The following is a 17121-nucleotide window of genomic DNA, read 5'->3' as shown; positions in this document are numbered from 1 at the left end:
TTTTCATTGACATCAGCTTGTTTTGCGATTAATATAAAAGATGTCGATTAATCCTACATATCATGATTCCGTAGCTCAGTTGGGAGAGCGCCACCTTGACAGGGTGGAGGTCGCTGGTTCGAGACCAGTCGGAATCATAATGCTGAACGCTCATCTTCCAATGGAATGAGCGTTTTTTATTTTTCGGGGAGTGTGTTTTAAATGAAGAAAATGATCGTAATTGGTGGCGGGATTCTTGGCGCGTCTACTGCCTACCATTTAGCGGTAAGAGGGTTTCAGGTTACAGTGGTGGATCGAAAAGATCAGGGGCAGGCAACGGGAGCAGCAGCAGGCATTATTTGCCCATGGCTGTCACAGAGAAGAAATAAAGCATGGTATGCCCTGGTCAGGGAAGGGGCTGCTTATTACCGTGAGCTTATTCCGATGCTGAATGAAGCAGGGGAGAGTGATCATGGATTTAAGCAGACCGGAGCGATTTGTCTTCATGATGATCCCGTTAAAAGGGACAAGATGCTTAAGCGAGCACTTCAAAAAAGGGAAGAGGCACCGGAGATTGGGGAACTAACTCCTGTAAGTAATGAAGAAATAAATCGGTATTTTCCTTATTTAACAGATGAATACGCAGGCCTCTATGTTGAAGGTGCGGCGAGGGTGGATGGTGCGAAACTTCGGGACTCACTTCTGTCGGCAGCTGTTAAGTCTGGAGCCAGGATTTTGGAGGGACAGGCGGATTTGGCGATTGAACAGGGGAGCATGAAAGGCGTTCACGTTTCGGGACAGTTTATTTCAGCAGATATGGTTATCGTAACAGCAGGTGCATGGGCAAAAGAGCTGTTTTCTGCAGCGGGGATTGAAATCGATGTGTCCTATCAGAAAGCGCAGATTTTGCATTTGAAGGTAGAAGATCAAACAGACCACTGGCCGGTCGTTATCCCGCCTGGAGACCAGTATCTGCTCGCGTTTGATGATGGAAGGCTCGTTGCCGGTGCCACTCATGAAAATGATGTGCCAATGGATGATCGTTTGACGGTTTCCGGTATACGCGAAGTGTTTGATAAAGCGACCCTTATTGCCCCTGCTCTAGAAGAAGCTGAATTCATTGAAGGCCGGGTTGGCTATCGTCCTTTTACACCTGGCTTTTTGCCGGTGATCGGTGAGTTTCCCGGAATCAAAAATCTATTGTTTGCCAATGGGCTTGGTGCATCCGGTTTAACATCCGGTCCGTTTCTTGGTGCGGAGCTTGCCAGGCTTGCAGCCGGTGAAGAAACGGTTTTGGACTTGTCACCATATACACCCGAATCTATTCTGAAATAAGTAAAACCCGTAACAGCCGTTACGGGTTTTACCTTTATTCATGAGGCGCTTCATCATGTATAGGTAGCGTGATGATAAATTCAGTTCCCTTATCAGGTTCGCTGGTCACATCTATCTGTCCATTCAGCGCACGAATGATGCTGTATGAGACCATCAGACCGAGCCCTGTACCTTTATTTTTGGTTGAAAAGTAGGGCTCGCCAAGACGGTTGATTTCTTCTTTTTTCATACCTTGACCTTCATCACGGATGTTGATCACGACATGTTCTGATTCGAGACCGCAGTTGATATACAGGTTTCCACCATCCGGCATGGCTTCGATGCCGTTTTTTATAATATTGATCATACACTGTTTGAACTTTTTCGGTTCAGTTTTGACAAGCCGATCTGTTGGCAGTGTAAGAACATGGTGTATAACCACATTATTCATATTGGCGAGCGGTTTCATTACGTTAATGCTTTGCGTAATCTCTTCAGTGATTCTGACATGCATTTGCTGCTCCGGAGCAGGTTTTGCAAAGGTTAAATAATCGTTAATGATGTCAGTGGCACGGTCTATTTCTTTTAATGCGGTTGACAGATAGTCAGAGGTTTCCCGATTGTTCTGTTGTTGGATGGCCATTTGTATAAATCCTTTGCTGACTGTTAACGGATTTCTTACTTCATGAGAAATACTGGCAGCTAAATGACTGATAACGGCCAGCTTCTCCGCTTTAATCAGGTCATTTAAAATCACAAAATTTGTTCTGATAATTTCCCATAAAATGATCGCAAGTATCATCCCAATGATATTTATGAAAATATATTCCATCCAAATGAATAGGCTCATTTCAACGTCAAATAGTATAAATGCCAGTAATGCGTTCGACAATACAAAGACTGTGACGAGGATGCAGGATACTGTGGTTTTAACTAAAATAGATGAGCTTCTGAAATATTTAACAGCAAAAGGGAGCAGAATACACATTAATAAAAGGGTATAGGTGATGACCAGCACACCATCTCCACCAATCATGATGCGTGATATCAGCATGACACCAATCAGAAAAAACGCCATACGGTAACCGCCATATAAAGCACCGATGATGAGAGGGACGCCTCTTAAATCCCAAAGGAAGCCTTCATTAACAGAGAAGGGAAAAAGCATGCACAAAACAATTGATACTGCCGGAAACAGGGCAGCCAGCCATTCTTTGCTGCTCTCGAGCCTTTGTCTGTATGAATAAAAATAGACGATCTGTATAAACAGTAAAGGTAAAATCATGAGTAAAAAGTTGACAAGTAAATCTTTTGTTAGAACATCCATCATTTAAACTCCAGTACATAATTTGTCTCAAGTATCATAACATATTGTTATGCAGGCTTAACAATTGAACTTTTAAGTAAACTGCGCTATGATTCAATTCAGGCTGCATTGTGCGTAAGTTCTAAGTAAGTTTTAACCTTTGAGCTGTAACAGGGAGTTTTAAATAAAAGCGGGATTGTTATGCCTCTGTCATCTTGACAAGGAGGACGCACATGAAGGCTTTTGCGAACACCCACTTTGAGAAGTGGTGGTTTAAAAACTTTCTTAATTCAACTACGGCAAAAGCGGCTTGAGCAGGCTGTCCAATTTTTTGGACAGCCTATTTTTATTTTCCAGGATAAGCGGGGCTTTGGCTATAGTTCCGTTCTCAGCTCCCATAATTCCGGGAAAAAAGATTGTTCAAGGACGCTTTTTAAATAGTTTACACCTGACGATCCCCCGGTCCCCATTTTAAAACCGATAATCCGTTCCACTGTTTTCATATGTCGGAAACGCCACTGCTGAAGGCAGTCCTCAATATCCACGAGTTTTTCAGCCAGCTGATACAGCGTCCAGTGGGCATCTTTATTTTTGTACACATTCATCCATGCCTGTTTGACACTCTCGTTCGACTCATATGACTGCCTGACATCACGTGCAAGAACTTTAGGATCAATCGTAAAGCCGGCCTCTGCAAGTTTTTCAATAGACAGATCGTAAATGCTTTTCGTGTTGAAGGCTTCCTTCAGTACCTCGAGCAGGTCCGGATCCTTTTCATAGATTTTTAATACGTGTGGTGTCTTGTGTCCGAGCAGAAACTCGATTTGCCTGTACTGAAAGGACTGAAATCCGGAGGCTTTACCAAGCGTATCCCGAAATTCAATATATTCCGATGGTGTCATTGTTGCCAGCACGTCCCATGCCTGAATAATCTGATTCTGAATTTTGGACACACGTGCAAGCTGTTTAAAGGCAGCTTCAAAAGAATTGACTCCAATCGATTGACAGGCAGCTCTCAGTTCATGCAGAATCAATTTCATCCAGAGTTCGCTCACCTGATGGATCACGATAAATAGCATTTCATCGTGATGGTTGGACAACCTTTTTTGAGCACCGAGAACCTGATCAAGTGACAGGTACTCGGAATATGTCATCGAATGCTTAAAATCAGTATGGGCATTTTCCTGCTTCATTTAATCCACTTCCCTCTACGTATTTGATAACGCTTTCATTTTATCAGAGTAAGCCCTCCGTTCATAAAAAATCTTGCAGACTGGCTGTTTTTTATGAGGTGTGTGGTAAAATAGTTTTATAAACATATAAAGAAACGGGTCTTTCTGCTTTGTTTATGAACATAATGAAGCATTTTACATTAAGAAGGTGAACGTTATGTCCAATGATTCGAATTCATCCTTTAGTCTTCAACAGCAAAAACTTTTCCAGCTTGCAAAATCAAAGAGAATCTCATCTGTTGAATTACAGCATACGATCGAACAGCTATGTGAAGGCATTGCTGAAATGATTCAGTGTGAACGGATCGGTGTCTGGCTGTTTGATGATGAGCAGCCTTCGTTAACTGCCCTTAATGTATATCAGCAGCATAATGGAAAGCATACGAGTGGAGAGCGGTTATACAAGCATCAGTTTCCTGCCTATTTTACTCTTTTAAAAGGAACGAGAGTGATCGCGATTTCCGATGTATCGAACGATGAGCGCGTGAAGGAATTGTATCCTGATTATTTCTCTGAGGCTGGCAATATACAGTCCATGATTGATGCTCCGATCGTTTTAGCCAATGGTGTGGCGGGTGTGGTTTGCTGTGAATCCTCTATAGCCCGCAGCTGGTCCAGGCTTGAGGAATCGCTTGCCGGGACGTTTTCAGATCTTGTCGGCTTTCTTCTGGATAGTCTTCAGCAGCAGGAAATGGAGAAAAAGCTGGAATATCTCGCCTACTATGATCAACTGACTGGACTTCCGAATCTGAATTTGTTTTACAGCGAAGTTAACGGATCAATACATCGTGCAAAGAACCCTGTCCTGTGTTATCTCCAGGTTGATCAGGTGGATCAGATTATTGATGCGTTGGGATACGACGGGGGAGATCAGATTATAAAAGAAATTGCAGGCCGTTTTAACAGGGTGTTAAAAAGCAACGAAACGGTTGCGCGGGCAGACCACGATCATTTTGCGCTGTTTCTTGATGAAGCAGACGTGGAAAACAGGCTGAAAAATATTCTTTTTTTGATGAGTCCACCGTTTCTGGTAACCGGCTATGATGTGACCGCAACATTCAGCGCAGGTGTCAGCCGCCACTTTCATGGTGAAAACCCCGCAAAAGAACTTCTGCAGAGCGCTCAGATTGCCCTTAACAGAGGAAAGATGAGATCAGCCAGGAGCTCTGTGACATGGTTTACGGAAGAGATGAAGGAATCAAGCAAGGATCATTTTGCCATTGAAATGGATTTAAGAAAAGGGCTTGATCTGAACCAGTTTATTTTATATTTTCAGCCTCAGGTTGAAGGGGAAGAAGGGGAGATAACAGGGTTTGAGTCTCTGATCCGATGGAATCACCCAGAGATTGGTCTGGTGCCACCCGGAGTCTTCATCCCTCTCGCGGAATCAACTGGTTTTATCATTCCTCTTGGTGAGTGGGTCATAAAAGAGTCGATTAAAGAGTTGAAGAAATTCCATGATAACGGTATGGATCAGGTGACGATATCGATTAATATTTCACCGAGGCAGTTTCTCCATCACAGGCTTCCTGCCATTATCAATGAAGGGCTAATGCAATATCATATTCCGCCTGAAAGGCTCTGTCTGGAAATTACAGAATCAGTGGCAATGGAGGAAGAGGACCTTGTTATTGAGCGATTAAAGCTGTTTGATGACATGGGTATTCAGCTGTCGGTTGATGATTTTGGTACAGGGTTTTCGGCTTTTGTGTATTTACAGGAATATCCGATAAAAGAAATTAAGATTGATAAAGAGTTTATCAGACGGTTAACGACCAACCATAAGAGTATAGCCATCGTAAAAACGATCATTGACCTTGCGGAAAACCTTAATATCAGTGTGATTGCGGAAGGGTTGGAAACAATTGAACAGTGGGCGCTTTTAAATGAACTGGGCTGTAAGAGGTTTCAGGGGTATTTGCTGAGCAGGCCTTTGCCGCCGGATGAGATTAATGGGTGGATCGATAGTTATAAGCGTGCTTCTTTTTATTCGATTACGAGAAGGAAATAAAACCGTGCCGGAGACATCCTTCGCTTTCCGCGGCCGCGCGGTGAGCCAGCTAGTGCTCCGCACTACGCTGTCTCACCTGTCGCTTCTCTGCCGCAGGAGTCTTCGGATGTCTCCGGCACTTTTTTAATCTGATTTAAAACAATTCCATTATAGAGATAATCATGATGTTTAAAATGGTTAACAGATCGAATCTTTTGGCTTAGGGTTTTTCAGGCCGAATAATGGTCGGATGAATAGGGCGAGGCCGGTTCCGAGCATGGCCATGATTGCCCATACCCAGCCGTGAAGGCTGAATGAGGCGATTCCGCCAAAATAGGCTCCAATGTTACAGCCGAATGCAAGGCGTGAGCCATAACCCATCAGTAAACCGCCAATAATAGAACTCATTGCGATACCTGGTTTGATTTTCCCCGGTTTGAAAGAACCGGTAGCTGTTGCAGCAATGAAGGCTCCAAGAATAATCCCGAAGTTCATAACGCTTGTTGAATCTGCCAGAATAGGATTCGCCAGCTGAGCTGCATTTGCCTGCCAGTAGCCCCATTGTGAAACGTCTACTCCGACTGCTTCGAGTCCTTTTGATCCCCATAGTGCAAATGCGGACGTAATACCCCATGGATTTCCACGAACCGTTAATGTTAGTGCATTTAATACAGCGAGTACAATAGCAGCAGTTAACAGCGGCCATGATCCTCTGAACACTTTCTTTAAGCCTGTTGTTGTTGGTAATGGCTTCATCATTGGTGGATTTTTTTTGCGTGCAATCAGAACAAGTACATAATAAATGATGCCAAACAGCGCCATTTGTACAGCCCATGCACCAAAAAAGCCAAGGCCTGTTGATTCTGCCAATGATATTGGTGGTAATGCCCACGTTTCTTCCATCCAGAATGTAAAGTGATAAGCACCTATAACAGATCCTGCGATGAAGCTGATTAATGTCAACAGCATTGAAGACTGTCCCCCTCCGACAGAGTACAGCGTTCCTGATGCACAGCCGCTACCAAGCTGCATCCCGATTCCAAATATGAATGAACCGAAAATAACGCTGATTCCTACAGGGGAAACGTACCCTTGCGGATCAACCCCGGTAAAACTGAATCCGGTACTTAAAATGATGGCAAAAAGGGTGGAGGCTACAGCCAGCATCACCATGTGTGCCTGTAATCCCTGTACGTTTCCAACAGCCATCAGACGTCTGAAAGCTGACGTGAATCCGAATCGCGCGTATAAAAGGGTCAGACCCAGCGCTAAACCGATCATGAACAGTACACCCTGCGTTATGTTAGTCGTTGTGATAATCCATGTGAATAATACAACAGCAGCAATAATGCCTAATATGACCTGAGGTTTCTGGATAGGCGACAAAGTGGTAACGACGGTTGTGCGTCCCGGTATCCAGCCCTTAGGTATCTCCTGTGTTTGCTGAGTCATTTGAATCCCTCATTTCATATTGGTTTTATCGGGATTTAATTTACCACGGGAAAGCAAATATGTAAACGAATTAAGCTCTGTAAACGGACTTTTTAAAAAAGCAAAACGGTTCCAGCTGCGACAGCTGAAACCGTTGATGAATAAGTATATGATAGCTGTTAAATATTTGTCAGAAATAATAGAATTGCTGTAATCACGCCGGTGCCTGCCAGACCTGTCAAAATATCTGATTTTGTATATGTAACCTGTTCGTCTCTCATGATTACGACCTCCCTGTATAATGTAATAGTAATCTATTCCCATTTTAATAAGAGGTAAACATTTTATAGAAAAAAATACCGCACTGACCTGACTTCAGTGCGGTAATGATAATATTATTCGGTTTTATACTGCATGTATGCAACATGCGTGATGAGGAAATCCTCCAGACCGTGTTTTCCATCTGCTCCGCCTAATCCTGATTTTCTAATTCCCGCATGATAACCCTGTATGGCTTCAAAGTTTTCACGGTTAACAAATGTTTCACCAAACTTCAATCCGTTAATGACTCTCATTGCCTCATGGTAGTTCTCTGTATAAACAGATGAGGAAAGTCCATAGTCAGTATCGTTACCCATTTCAATCGCCTCATCAAGCGTTTTATAAGTGACGATTGGCAGAACAGGACCAAATACTTCTTCCTTAATAATGGAATGATCATGTTTTACATTTGTCAAAAGCGTCGGGGGATAGAAAAATCCTTTATCACGGTCAAGAGGTTTGCCACCTGTCAGCACTTGTGCACCTTCTTGAATCGCCTTTTCTACCATCTCATGTACTTCATCCAGTCGGTCTTGGCTGACGAGTGGTCCGAGGTCAAGGTCTGATTCTTCTGCTGGATTACCAGCCTTGGCATTGGCCATGGCTTCCTTCATTTTTGCCGTGAATGCTTCAGCAACGGATTCCTGTACGTAAATACGTTCCGCATTTGTACATGCCTGACCGGAGTTCGTCAGTCTTGATGTAAGAATATGCTTAACGGCAAGGTCAAGGTCAGCATTCTCTGTCACGATGGCAGGTGCTTTACCACCCAGCTCGAGATTGACCTTCGTAATGTTTTTGGCAGCAGCCTCCATGACTTTTACTCCTGCACCGACGCTTCCGGTCATCGTTACAATGCCGACCTTCGGGTGGGATGCCATTACATTTCCGACAGTTGAACCGGTACCGGTAACATAGTTGTAAACGCCCTTCGGAATTTCACTCATGGAGTCGACAATTTTTGTGAATTCCGCTGCGGTATTAGGTGTCTGCTGACTCGGCTTAAGAACAATTGTGCAACCGGCAATCAGTGCGGTTGCGACCTTCCTTGCAAGAATAAAAACAGGAAAGTTCCACGGAACAATTCCGGCAACGACGCCAATCGGCTTTTTGAATATAAGGATATTTTCATTCGGACGGTCACTTGGAAGGATTTCTCCTTCGATTCTGCGAGCCCATTCAGACATGTAATAAAAATATTCAACAGCAGTATCTACTTCATCCGTGGCCTGGTCTTTCGGTTTCCCCTGTTCCTCAATTAATAGGGAGATGAATGTTTCTCTCTGTTCTTTCAGTTTATCTCCGAGCTTTCGGACGATTTGACCACGTTCATTAGAGGGAACCTTTTCCCATGTTTTTTGTGCCTCGAATGCGGCTTCAATGGCTTTGTTCACATCTTCTTCTGTGCTTTTTGGTGTCTTTGAAATTACCTCTTCCGTAGCAGGATTGATAATGTCAATCCATTCATTGCCTGTTGAATCTGTGTATTCACCGTTAATATAAAGCTTATGTTTTTGCATAAAAAAATCCTCCTGTATGTGGAATACTCTCTGTTTTCCACGTACAGGAAGGACAAAACATTAATAAGAACATTCAACTCTCGATAACGGGTTCTAATTCAATCTCGACATTTCCTTTTAATGCGCGTGAAATCATACAGCTTTCCTCTGATGATTCCATATAGCGCATAATTTTTTTATGAGAAGCCTGATCCGCTTTAACATATGGCCGGTGAATGATCTTGCGGTACGTAATGACGCCGTAATCATCTACCTCCACAAGTCCTTCAGATGTTAGTGCCATTTCTTCGATCTCTACTTTTCCGCGCTCAAGCTTAGCAGCGAGCGTAATAATATAACATGTTGCTGCGGCCCCGAGCAGCATTTCATCAGGATTAGTGCCTACTCCCGGACCGTTCATCTCAGGAGGAATTGAGATTTTTGTCTGCAGATTTTCAGTCTCAATCATCCCGACACTGTTACGTCCGCCGGGCCAGTCAGCTTTTAAATGAAATGAATGGATTGCCATCAAACATTCTCCTTTACAAAAGACATTCTTTTTTCAGTGTATCATCAGACCGCGTCAGGAAGGTGTAATATGCTTTGCCTGTGCTACAATTGAAGAAAAAAACAGGTGATCAGCATATGAAAAAAAGAATTTTAATTGTAGAGGATGAAGAGAAAATCGCCCGTGTATTAGAGCTCGAGTTATCATTCGAAGGATATGAAACAGAAAAAGCGCTCACGGGTTATGAAGGGCTTGAAAAATACCGTTCTGAGCAATGGGATTTAATCTTACTCGATGTCATGCTTCCTGAAATGACGGGTATTGAACTGTTAAGAAGAATCCGCTCAGGGGACGATAAAACGCCTGTCATCCTGCTGACAGCAAAAGATTCAGTTGAAGATAAAGTAACGGGTCTTGACCTTGGGGCCAATGATTATATAACAAAGCCCTTCCAGATTGAAGAACTGCTGGCTCGCGTACGTGCATCCTTAAGAATAAAAAAGGATAGCGTATCTGATGGCCTGACGGCAGGGAATCTTAAGCTGGATGAACACACGAGAGAGGTATACCGTGGAGGCAAAGAAATCGAACTGACGCCACGGGAATTTGATCTGCTGGTGTATTTAATGAAAAACGTCAGACAGGTTTTGAACCGTGAACAGATTTTAAATGCTGTATGGGGCTACGATTATTATGGAGATACAAATGTCGTAGACGTTTATATTAGATATTTACGTAAAAAAATAGATCTTCCTGAGGAAGCACCTCTTATCCATACGGTGAGAGGTGTAGGGTATGTACTGAAGGTGAATGAATGAAGCTTCAAAATAAAATTCATCTATACACTTCTGCTGTTTTTGCCCTTTTATTAGTCATGATCAGCCTGGCTGTCTACTTTACATTCAGTACACTGACTTATCAGAGTGAATTGCGGTCCTCTCAGGCGACTGCAGCTTCTACGGCAGCCGGTATTGCATCTTCGGCAGGAGTCATAGAGGATCAGGCGATATTGAGAGCCTATCCTCCCGCAAATGGAGCTGCTTCAATCATTCTTGAGGATAATACCTCAATTGGTCCTGTGACGTCAGTCGGACAGAATGATCTCAGAAATACAGAGGAAATTTTCTATTCTGAGGAGCGGGCTGAGATTATCGAGTTGAATGGAGAACGATATACGTTTGTCTCCATCCCTATCATATGGTCAAATGGATCCATTGCCAACCTGCAGATATACGAAAGTCTTGAAAATGCAGTAAACAATCTGCAAATACTCAGAAATGTGTTAATCGCTGTGACACTGATTGCCTTTATTCCTGTTATTATTTCAGGGCGTCTTCTTGGCAATGTGATTACAGTTCCAATCCGATCAATGATTAAAACGATCAAGTCCATTCAGCAGAGCGGCGAATTCAAAAGGATTCACCTGGAAGGCAAGTCCCGGGACGAATTATACGAAATGGGGGACTCCTTTAACCATATGATGTCGCTTCTCGAAACAAACTTTGATAAACAGGAGCAGTTTGTAGCGAATGCGTCACATGAATTAAAAACGCCGCTGACCGTCATTGAGAGCTATGCCAATCTAGTGAAAAGAAGAGGGCTTGATAACAGGGAGGTTGTGGAGGAATCCATCCATGCCATTCATTCAGAAGCCATCAGGATGAAAGAAATGACACAGCAGCTGCTGTTACTGGCAAAACACGGAGAGCAGTGGAAACTGTCTCCGGAGTCCATTTATGTTCCAGAGCTTCTGGAAGAATCAGTACAGGCCTTTACGAACGCATACGGAAGGGAAATTAAACTGATGATTAAAGAAGGATTGGAAATTGAAGCAGATAAACAGAAATTAAAGCAACTCATTTATATATTTCTGGATAACGCCCACAAATACAGTGACGACTCCATTGAGATTGTTTCAGGTATTGACGTCGATAGCGGCTACATCAGCATACAGGACAAAGGGATCGGTATTCCTAAAGATGATCTGCCAAAAGTATTTGACCGGTTTTACCGGGTTGATAAAGCAAGAACAAGAAAATCAGGGGGATCCGGACTTGGCTTATCTCTTGCTAAGGAATTGTCAGACGCACTCGGGATGAATGTTGAATTGAATAGTATTGAAGGAATGGGAACGGTAGCAACCATCAGAATATCTCTTTCCTAACTCTCATGTTCTTCTCATCTAATTCTCAGAATCTCCTGATAAACTGAATGTAATTAAACAGTCAGAGGTGAACAGCATGAAAAAACAGCGAATGATCTGGATGACAGGAGGCGCACTGCTGCTCGTTATCCTCATTGTGATCATCCAGCAATTTATGACGTCAATGACCTCGGCATCTCCAATAACCGAGGAAGAGGCAAGGGAACTTATTAATGAACGTTACCCGAACAGCGAAGTATTAACGGTTGAAGAAACCGCCGATGTATTCGATTTTACGTTTAAAACAAATGCAGGTGAATATCAGCTTCTATTAAACCGCGAAGATGGCTCTATCGCTTCCCTGGAACCTGTATCTGTAAACGCACAGGACGATCAGCCTATCGAAGAGCTGCTGACTGAGGAGCAGATCAGAGAAAAGGCAAATGCTGAAAAGAGCGGAGAGATCACAAACGTTGAATTACTCAATGAAGGTGATAGCCCTCAATACAAAGCAACAATTGAGGAAGGAAATACAAGAACCATTTTATATCTGAATGCTGTAACGGGCGAAGTGGATACGACAGAGGAGGAGACGATTGAGGAGGCTCCACCGTCAGAAGCACCGGCAGAACCGGAGCCGGCTAAAATCATAACAGCTGACGAGGCGGGTAATATAGCGCTGACGGCTGTTGCCGGTGAGATTGATGATATTGAGCAGGGGGAGAGTAACGGTGTACCGTATTATCTTGTTGAAATCGAAACAGAAGAAGATGACGCCACCGTCCAGGTAAACGCCATCTCAGGAGAAGTCATCAATATCACATGGGATGATTAATTTTAAAACGCATCAATTAGTGAGACGTTCAAAACCGAGCCGTGATGCATCCTTGCCGGGACATTTCTTAGATGTCCCCGGCAGATGGGAAAATGCCGCGGCTCGGTTTCTTCTATCCCACACGTGTTAAGGGTGAATGACAGGCAATACAATGGTGATCGTGGTTCCGTGGTTGACTTTGCTTTTTACGCGGATTTCTCCGCCGTGAGAATGTATAATGCGGTCTGAGATGACGAACCCGAGACCCGTTCCATTTTCTTTTGTTGTAAAAAACGGATCTTTAATTTTCTGAAGCACTTCCGGTTCCATGCCTGTTCCTGTATCCGTTATGCTGATTTCAATTGCAGGCTGCTGACGGTAAATGGTCTGTATGACTTCAATCCTGATATAGCCGCCGGAAGGTATCGCGTCCGCTGCATTTTTAAAAATGTTGAGCAGTACCTGCTTTAACTGATTTTCATCTCCATGCAGAAATACCGGAGACGTATCCCAGGTCTGTTCCACCTGGATATTTTTAAGATGAAGCTCTGTTTCAAATAAAGTCAGCGTCGTTGAAATCAGTTCTTCAAGTGAAACCTGTTTATAAATATCTGCCTGAGGTTTGGCGAGAACAAGAAACTCGCTGATAATCAGATTAATGCGCTGAATTTCTGATTCCATGACATTGGTATAGGTCGGGTACGGATTTTTAGGATCTTCATTCATCATTTGCAGGAAACCGGAAATGACGGTCAGCGGATTTCTGATTTCATGTGTAACACCTGCCGCAATTTCTCCTGCAAGTGACAGTTTTTCTGATTGAATCATATACTTTTCCGTTTCGACTTTATAAGACACATCACGAATGATGGCTGACATGGCAATCACCTGATCATCGTCATCGAAAATCGGCGATAAGGTGATTTCGACATCCACAAGCGAGCCATCTCGCCGCTGATCTTTTGTTCTGAAGGTCGAGAAGCTTTCTCCCTGCATCAATCGCTGCGTTCGATCAGATGCTTCCTCCAGTCTTTCTTTTGGCACAATCGGCAGGCGTTTTCCGATCGCCTCTTCTTTTGCCCATCCGTAAATTTTTTCGAAAGCAGGATTAACTTCAACGATGATTTCCTCAAGGTTATAGACGATGATGGCATCCTGTGCATGCTCAAACAATAAATTCTGATAGCCTTTTTTAGAGGTCAGTTCTTTTTTTGCCTGCGTTTCTTCCTGCTTGAGTTTTTTATGGATCTGCTGAATATAGGAGGTATAGATCAATAAAAAAGTCGTCAGTAAAATAAGAAACAATAGCAGGTACAATAGATCTGCGCGGCGAAAGCTTTCTGAGATTTCATTGAAATTTGCGAGAAAAAAATAACTGATCAAAACAGAGGAGAGACTGCTCGAAATCATCAATACTTTCCTGTTTAAATAGAACGATGACGCCAATACCCCGAAAAAGAAGAAGAGTATATTAACTAATAGCGGGTAATTAATATTGAAGTATAAAATGTATAAATATAGTCCGCTAAGCACGATCCACATCCCAATAGCCGGCTGTTTGATCAACAGGACGAGTGCGGTTGTGACTGAAATGATGATAAACCCGTGGGGCTGGAGGGATTGTTCGATCCGCTGGTCAACTATAAAAAAAGACAGTACCTGAAGACCGTAAGCGATCCATAATATAAAAAGCATTCTCTTATTTCTTTCTGTAATAAATTGCTCTTCAGACATTTTTTCACCTCTCTTAAAACAGGATGATTCGACCACCCCGTGCAGATTGTATTTTATTTTGTCTATAGTACACTATACTAGAATATAGTAATAAGCGAAAAGCCTAACTCAGGGGGATTCTTATGTATACACCAAATACAAAAGAAACAATGAATTTATTAAAGGACCTGGTCTTAATCCCAAGTCCATCCGGAAATACATTAGATATTATTCAATTTATACAAAAGTGGCTTAAAGAACGTCATGTTCCGTCAAGGATCACCAATAAAGGCGGACTCATTGTGACGCTTCAAGGAGAGGATACTTCCCGACACAGAGTGCTGACAGCGCACGTAGATACACTCGGTGCCATGGTGAAGGAAATAAAATCAGATGGAAGACTCAAGCTTTCCATGATCGGAGGCTTTCGCTGGAATGCGGTTGAGGGGGAGTATTGCTCAGTCGAGACCGCCATGGGAAATCGCTTCAGCGGAACGATTCTGATGCATCAGGCATCTGTTCATACATATAAAGATGCAGGTTCGGCTGAAAGAAGTGAACAAAATATTGAAGTGCGTCTGGATGAAGTCGTCCATTCAAAAAAAGATACAGAGGATCTGGGAATTTCTGTCGGTGACTTTGTTTCCTTCGATCCGCGTCCTGAAATCACCAAAAGCGGATTTTTCAAATCGAGGCATATTGATGACAAAGCAAGTGTTGCCATGCTTTTGAAAGTCATCGAATCCATTGTGGAAAATAAAGAAAAGCTACCTTACACAACCCATTTTATTATTGCGAACAACGAGGAAATCGGTTACGGTGGAAACTCGAACATTCCTTTTGAGACCGTAGAGTATCTGGCGGTTGATATGGGGGCACTCGGAGATGGACAGGCTTCAGATGAATTTACCGTTTCAATCTGTGCAAAAGACAGCTCAGGACCATACCATTATGGACTAAGGAAACATCTGGTCAGGTTAGCTGAGAAGCATCAGATTGATTATAAAATTGATTTGTATAATTATTATGGTTCAGATGCTTCTGCGGCAGTCCGATCAGGTGCTGATATTAAACACGCATTGATCGGCGCTGGGGTTGATGCTTCCCATGCAAATGAACGGACGCATGAAAAGTCCCTTCATCATACTGAATCATTGATCAGCCGGTATGTATTCTCACAATTGGCTGAATAACAGTAAACCATATTAATACGAGCGAGGATTACCTATGAAAACGACAACACTTTTTCATTCATTAAAGATGATTAAACAAATTGGAGAGCTGCCTGAAAAGGTGACTTCTCTTGAAACAGACTCAAGAAAGGTACTAGCGGGTTCAGTCTTTATCTGTATAAAAGGGTATACAGTGGATGGACATGATTATGCACGTCAGGCTGCAGAAAATGGAGCTGCGGTTATCGTTTCAGAAAAGGAGCTGGATCTGGCAGGAGCTGCGACTCAAATCGTCGTAAAAAGTACTGAGCGGACGCTTGCTGTTTTGGCTGACCGGTTCTTCCAGTCACCTTCAGAAAAATTGACCGTATTTGGTGTCACAGGTACAAACGGGAAAACTTCTGTAACGAACCTGATCCATGCATTGCTGAAAGCTTCTGGACAGAAGGCTGCATTGTCAGGGACAATCGGCTTCAATCTTGACGGTGAGCTGCACCAGAGTGCAAATACAACGAGCGATCTTCTCACGACTCAGAGAATGATGCAAACAGCCATTGACCACCGGATTCCAAATATGATTTTTGAAGTGTCTTCACACGGTCTGGTGGAAGGGCGACTCTGGGGTGTTGATTTTGATGTAGCGGTCTTTACAAATTTAAGCCATGATCATCTCGATTACCACGGGACGATGGAACATTACGGCTATGCCAAAGGACTTCTGTTTTCACAGATGGGACAGGATTTAACTAAAGATAAGGCAGTTGTGCTCAATCTTGATGATGAGTGGTTTGAACGCTACGCCCAGATGACACCATTTGATGTGATCAGCTACAGCATGGAGAGACCTGCAGACTTTTATGCTGAGAATATAGAGTACTTATCAGACCGTACACTATATACACTTCATTCTCCAGAAGGCGTTTATCAGCTTGAAACACAGCTTCTTGGAACCTTTAACGTTTCAAACACACTGGCAGCGATTGCAGCTCTCTACGCTAAAGGTTATAAGGTCAGCGAGCTGGTTGAACTTCTTCGTACTATTGCGCCGGTTTCGGGAAGAATGGAGAGGGTGCCAACGGATGCGCCGTTATCGATTTATATTGACTATGCCCATACGCCTGATGCCATTGAAAAAGCCATAAAATCTGTCATGCCGTTTAAGAAAAACCGAATCCTGTTTTTAATTGGCACCGGAGGCAACCGGGATAAATCCAAGCGGCCGGCTATGGCAGAAATGGCCTCACTAGCAGATTACGTCGTTCTGACGACAGATGACCCGCGTTATGAGGACTATGACAGCATCACAGGGGATCTCGAAAAAGGAATGACCCATGATCATTACGCATGCATCGGTGATAGAGGAGAGGCTGTCCGTCACCTCATGCAGCAGGCAGAACCGGACGATATCATCATCTTCGCTGGCAAGGGACACGAAGACTATCAAATTATCGAAAATACAAAATACCCGCACAGCGACAGTCAGATTGCACTCGAAGTTATAAAAGAACGCTTCTGAATTAAAAAAGCACAATAATAACTCGAGGGCCGTGACGCATCCGCAGACTCCTGTGGCGTAAAGGGACAGGTGAAACCGACTGTGCGAAGCGCAGACGGGTTCACCGCCCGGCCACGGAAAGTCAGCTATATTATAGTCAAGAGAAAAAACAGATCTTTTTTGGTTTTTTTTTGAGGATCATCG

Annotated in this window: 14 protein-coding genes, 1 tRNA gene and 1 other RNA gene; 9 read left to right on the top strand and 7 right to left on the bottom strand. The window is 43.3% G+C overall.

All coding sequences use genetic code 11. The features are described from left to right. The first annotated feature begins 64 nt into the window (after window positions 1–64). Window positions 65–137: transfer RNA gene (locus tag E2491_RS09065), tRNA-Val, on the top strand. 64 nt (window positions 138–201) lie between these two features. After that, window positions 202–1314 carry an NAD(P)/FAD-dependent oxidoreductase gene (locus E2491_RS09060; protein WP_134375156.1) on the top strand — a complete coding sequence of 371 codons (1113 nt, stop codon included), beginning with the start codon at window positions 202–204 and terminating at the stop codon, window positions 1312–1314. Between the two features lie 34 nt (window positions 1315–1348). Here E2491_RS09060 and E2491_RS09055 read toward each other — a convergent pair whose 3' ends face one another. Further along, entirely contained in the window at window positions 1349–2623 is a 1275-nt protein-coding gene (locus E2491_RS09055; RefSeq protein ID WP_134375154.1) for an ATP-binding protein, read from the bottom strand. Between the two features lie 94 nt (window positions 2624–2717). Here E2491_RS09055 and ssrS point away from each other — a divergent pair. Beyond that, window positions 2718–2915: non-coding RNA, 6S RNA (ssrS, locus tag E2491_RS09050), on the top strand. Between the two features lie 58 nt (window positions 2916–2973). On the opposite strand, the gene kynA is transcribed toward ssrS, so the two are convergent. After that, window positions 2974–3792 (bottom strand): tryptophan 2,3-dioxygenase, encoded by an 819-nt coding sequence (gene kynA, locus E2491_RS09045; protein ID WP_134375152.1) that lies wholly within the window; start codon window positions 3790–3792, stop codon window positions 2974–2976. 196 nt (window positions 3793–3988) lie between these two features. On the opposite strand from kynA, the gene E2491_RS09040 reads away from it, so the two are divergent. Next, on the top strand, window positions 3989–5842 hold the full coding sequence (locus E2491_RS09040) for a sensor domain-containing phosphodiesterase (RefSeq protein ID WP_134375150.1): 1854 nt from the start codon (window positions 3989–3991) through the stop codon (window positions 5840–5842). Between the two features lie 177 nt (window positions 5843–6019). Here E2491_RS09040 and E2491_RS09035 read toward each other — a convergent pair whose 3' ends face one another. The 4 genes from E2491_RS09035 to E2491_RS09020 form a co-directional block, all read right to left on the bottom strand. Beyond that, the gene (locus E2491_RS09035) at window positions 6020–7273 is read right to left on the bottom strand and encodes a YeeE/YedE family protein (RefSeq protein WP_134375148.1); all 1254 of its coding nucleotides are present in this window, start codon (window positions 7271–7273) and stop codon (window positions 6020–6022) included. Between the two features lie 158 nt (window positions 7274–7431). Beyond that, window positions 7432–7533 (bottom strand): DUF3948 family protein, encoded by a 102-nt coding sequence (locus E2491_RS09030; protein ID WP_134375146.1) that lies wholly within the window; start codon window positions 7531–7533, stop codon window positions 7432–7434. Between the two features lie 114 nt (window positions 7534–7647). Further along, window positions 7648–9093: an aldehyde dehydrogenase gene (gene aldA, locus E2491_RS09025; RefSeq protein WP_134375144.1), complete on the bottom strand. Its 1446-nt coding sequence runs from the start codon at window positions 9091–9093 to the stop codon at window positions 7648–7650. A gap of 73 nt (window positions 9094–9166) precedes the next feature. Beyond that, the gene (locus E2491_RS09020) at window positions 9167–9601 is read right to left on the bottom strand and encodes an SACOL1771 family peroxiredoxin (RefSeq protein ID WP_134375142.1); all 435 of its coding nucleotides are present in this window, start codon (window positions 9599–9601) and stop codon (window positions 9167–9169) included. Window positions 9602–9717: 116 nt separating this feature from the next. Between E2491_RS09020 and E2491_RS09015 the strand changes: the two genes are divergently transcribed. The 3 genes from E2491_RS09015 to E2491_RS09005 all read left to right on the top strand — a co-directional run bounded on the left by E2491_RS09015 (window position 9718) and on the right by E2491_RS09005 (window position 12558). Continuing rightward, complete coding sequence (locus tag E2491_RS09015) at window positions 9718–10398, top strand: response regulator transcription factor (protein WP_134375140.1); 681 nt, start codon at window positions 9718–9720, stop codon at window positions 10396–10398. Then, the gene (locus E2491_RS09010; protein ID WP_134375138.1) at window positions 10395–11744 is read left to right on the top strand and encodes a sensor histidine kinase; all 1350 of its coding nucleotides are present in this window, start codon (window positions 10395–10397) and stop codon (window positions 11742–11744) included. The genes E2491_RS09015 and E2491_RS09010 overlap by 4 nt, the downstream gene beginning before the upstream one ends. 76 nt (window positions 11745–11820) lie before the next feature. Then, window positions 11821–12558, top strand: coding sequence for a PepSY domain-containing protein (locus tag E2491_RS09005; protein ID WP_134375136.1), 738 nt, complete (start codon window positions 11821–11823; stop codon window positions 12556–12558). A 126-nt stretch (window positions 12559–12684) separates the two neighbouring features. On the opposite strand, the gene E2491_RS09000 is transcribed toward E2491_RS09005, so the two are convergent. Further along, window positions 12685–14271 carry a two-component system sensor histidine kinase NtrB gene (locus E2491_RS09000; RefSeq protein WP_134375134.1) on the bottom strand — a complete coding sequence of 529 codons (1587 nt, stop codon included), beginning with the start codon at window positions 14269–14271 and terminating at the stop codon, window positions 12685–12687. A 122-nt stretch (window positions 14272–14393) separates the two neighbouring features. On the opposite strand from E2491_RS09000, the gene E2491_RS08995 reads away from it, so the two are divergent. Further along, window positions 14394–15443, top strand: coding sequence for a M42 family metallopeptidase (locus tag E2491_RS08995; RefSeq protein ID WP_134375132.1), 1050 nt, complete (start codon window positions 14394–14396; stop codon window positions 15441–15443). A gap of 34 nt (window positions 15444–15477) precedes the next feature. Further along, on the top strand, window positions 15478–16938 hold the full coding sequence (locus E2491_RS08990) for a UDP-N-acetylmuramoyl-L-alanyl-D-glutamate--2,6-diaminopimelate ligase (RefSeq protein WP_134375130.1): 1461 nt from the start codon (window positions 15478–15480) through the stop codon (window positions 16936–16938). The last annotated feature ends 183 nt before the right edge of the window (window positions 16939–17121 follow it).

Origin of the sequence: Jeotgalibacillus sp. R-1-5s-1, assembly GCF_004405105.1 — a bacterium.
In the GTDB taxonomy this organism is placed as follows: Bacteria; Bacillota; Bacilli; order Bacillales; family Jeotgalibacillaceae; genus Jeotgalibacillus.
Note: the sequence above shows the minus strand (reverse complement) of the source record. Positions and strands in the feature narration are given on the sequence as shown.

Coding starts and splice junctions, on each gene's coding strand:
- E2491_RS09060 (WP_134375156.1), top strand. CDS start 202: ATGAAGAAAATGATCGTAATTGGTGGCGGGATTCTTGGCGCGTCTACT.
- E2491_RS09055 (WP_134375154.1), bottom strand. CDS start 2,623: ATGATGGATGTTCTAACAAAAGATTTACTTGTCAACTTTTTACTCATG.
- kynA (WP_134375152.1), bottom strand. CDS start 3,792: ATGAAGCAGGAAAATGCCCATACTGATTTTAAGCATTCGATGACATAT.
- E2491_RS09040 (WP_134375150.1), top strand. CDS start 3,989: ATGTCCAATGATTCGAATTCATCCTTTAGTCTTCAACAGCAAAAACTT.
- E2491_RS09035 (WP_134375148.1), bottom strand. CDS start 7,273: ATGACTCAGCAAACACAGGAGATACCTAAGGGCTGGATACCGGGACGC.
- E2491_RS09030 (WP_134375146.1), bottom strand. CDS start 7,533: ATGAGAGACGAACAGGTTACATATACAAAATCAGATATTTTGACAGGT.
- aldA (WP_134375144.1), bottom strand. CDS start 9,093: ATGCAAAAACATAAGCTTTATATTAACGGTGAATACACAGATTCAACA.
- E2491_RS09020 (WP_134375142.1), bottom strand. CDS start 9,601: ATGGCAATCCATTCATTTCATTTAAAAGCTGACTGGCCCGGCGGACGT.
- E2491_RS09015 (WP_134375140.1), top strand. CDS start 9,718: ATGAAAAAAAGAATTTTAATTGTAGAGGATGAAGAGAAAATCGCCCGT.
- E2491_RS09010 (WP_134375138.1), top strand. CDS start 10,395: ATGAAGCTTCAAAATAAAATTCATCTATACACTTCTGCTGTTTTTGCC.
- E2491_RS09005 (WP_134375136.1), top strand. CDS start 11,821: ATGAAAAAACAGCGAATGATCTGGATGACAGGAGGCGCACTGCTGCTC.
- E2491_RS09000 (WP_134375134.1), bottom strand. CDS start 14,271: ATGTCTGAAGAGCAATTTATTACAGAAAGAAATAAGAGAATGCTTTTT.
- E2491_RS08995 (WP_134375132.1), top strand. CDS start 14,394: ATGTATACACCAAATACAAAAGAAACAATGAATTTATTAAAGGACCTG.
- E2491_RS08990 (WP_134375130.1), top strand. CDS start 15,478: ATGAAAACGACAACACTTTTTCATTCATTAAAGATGATTAAACAAATT.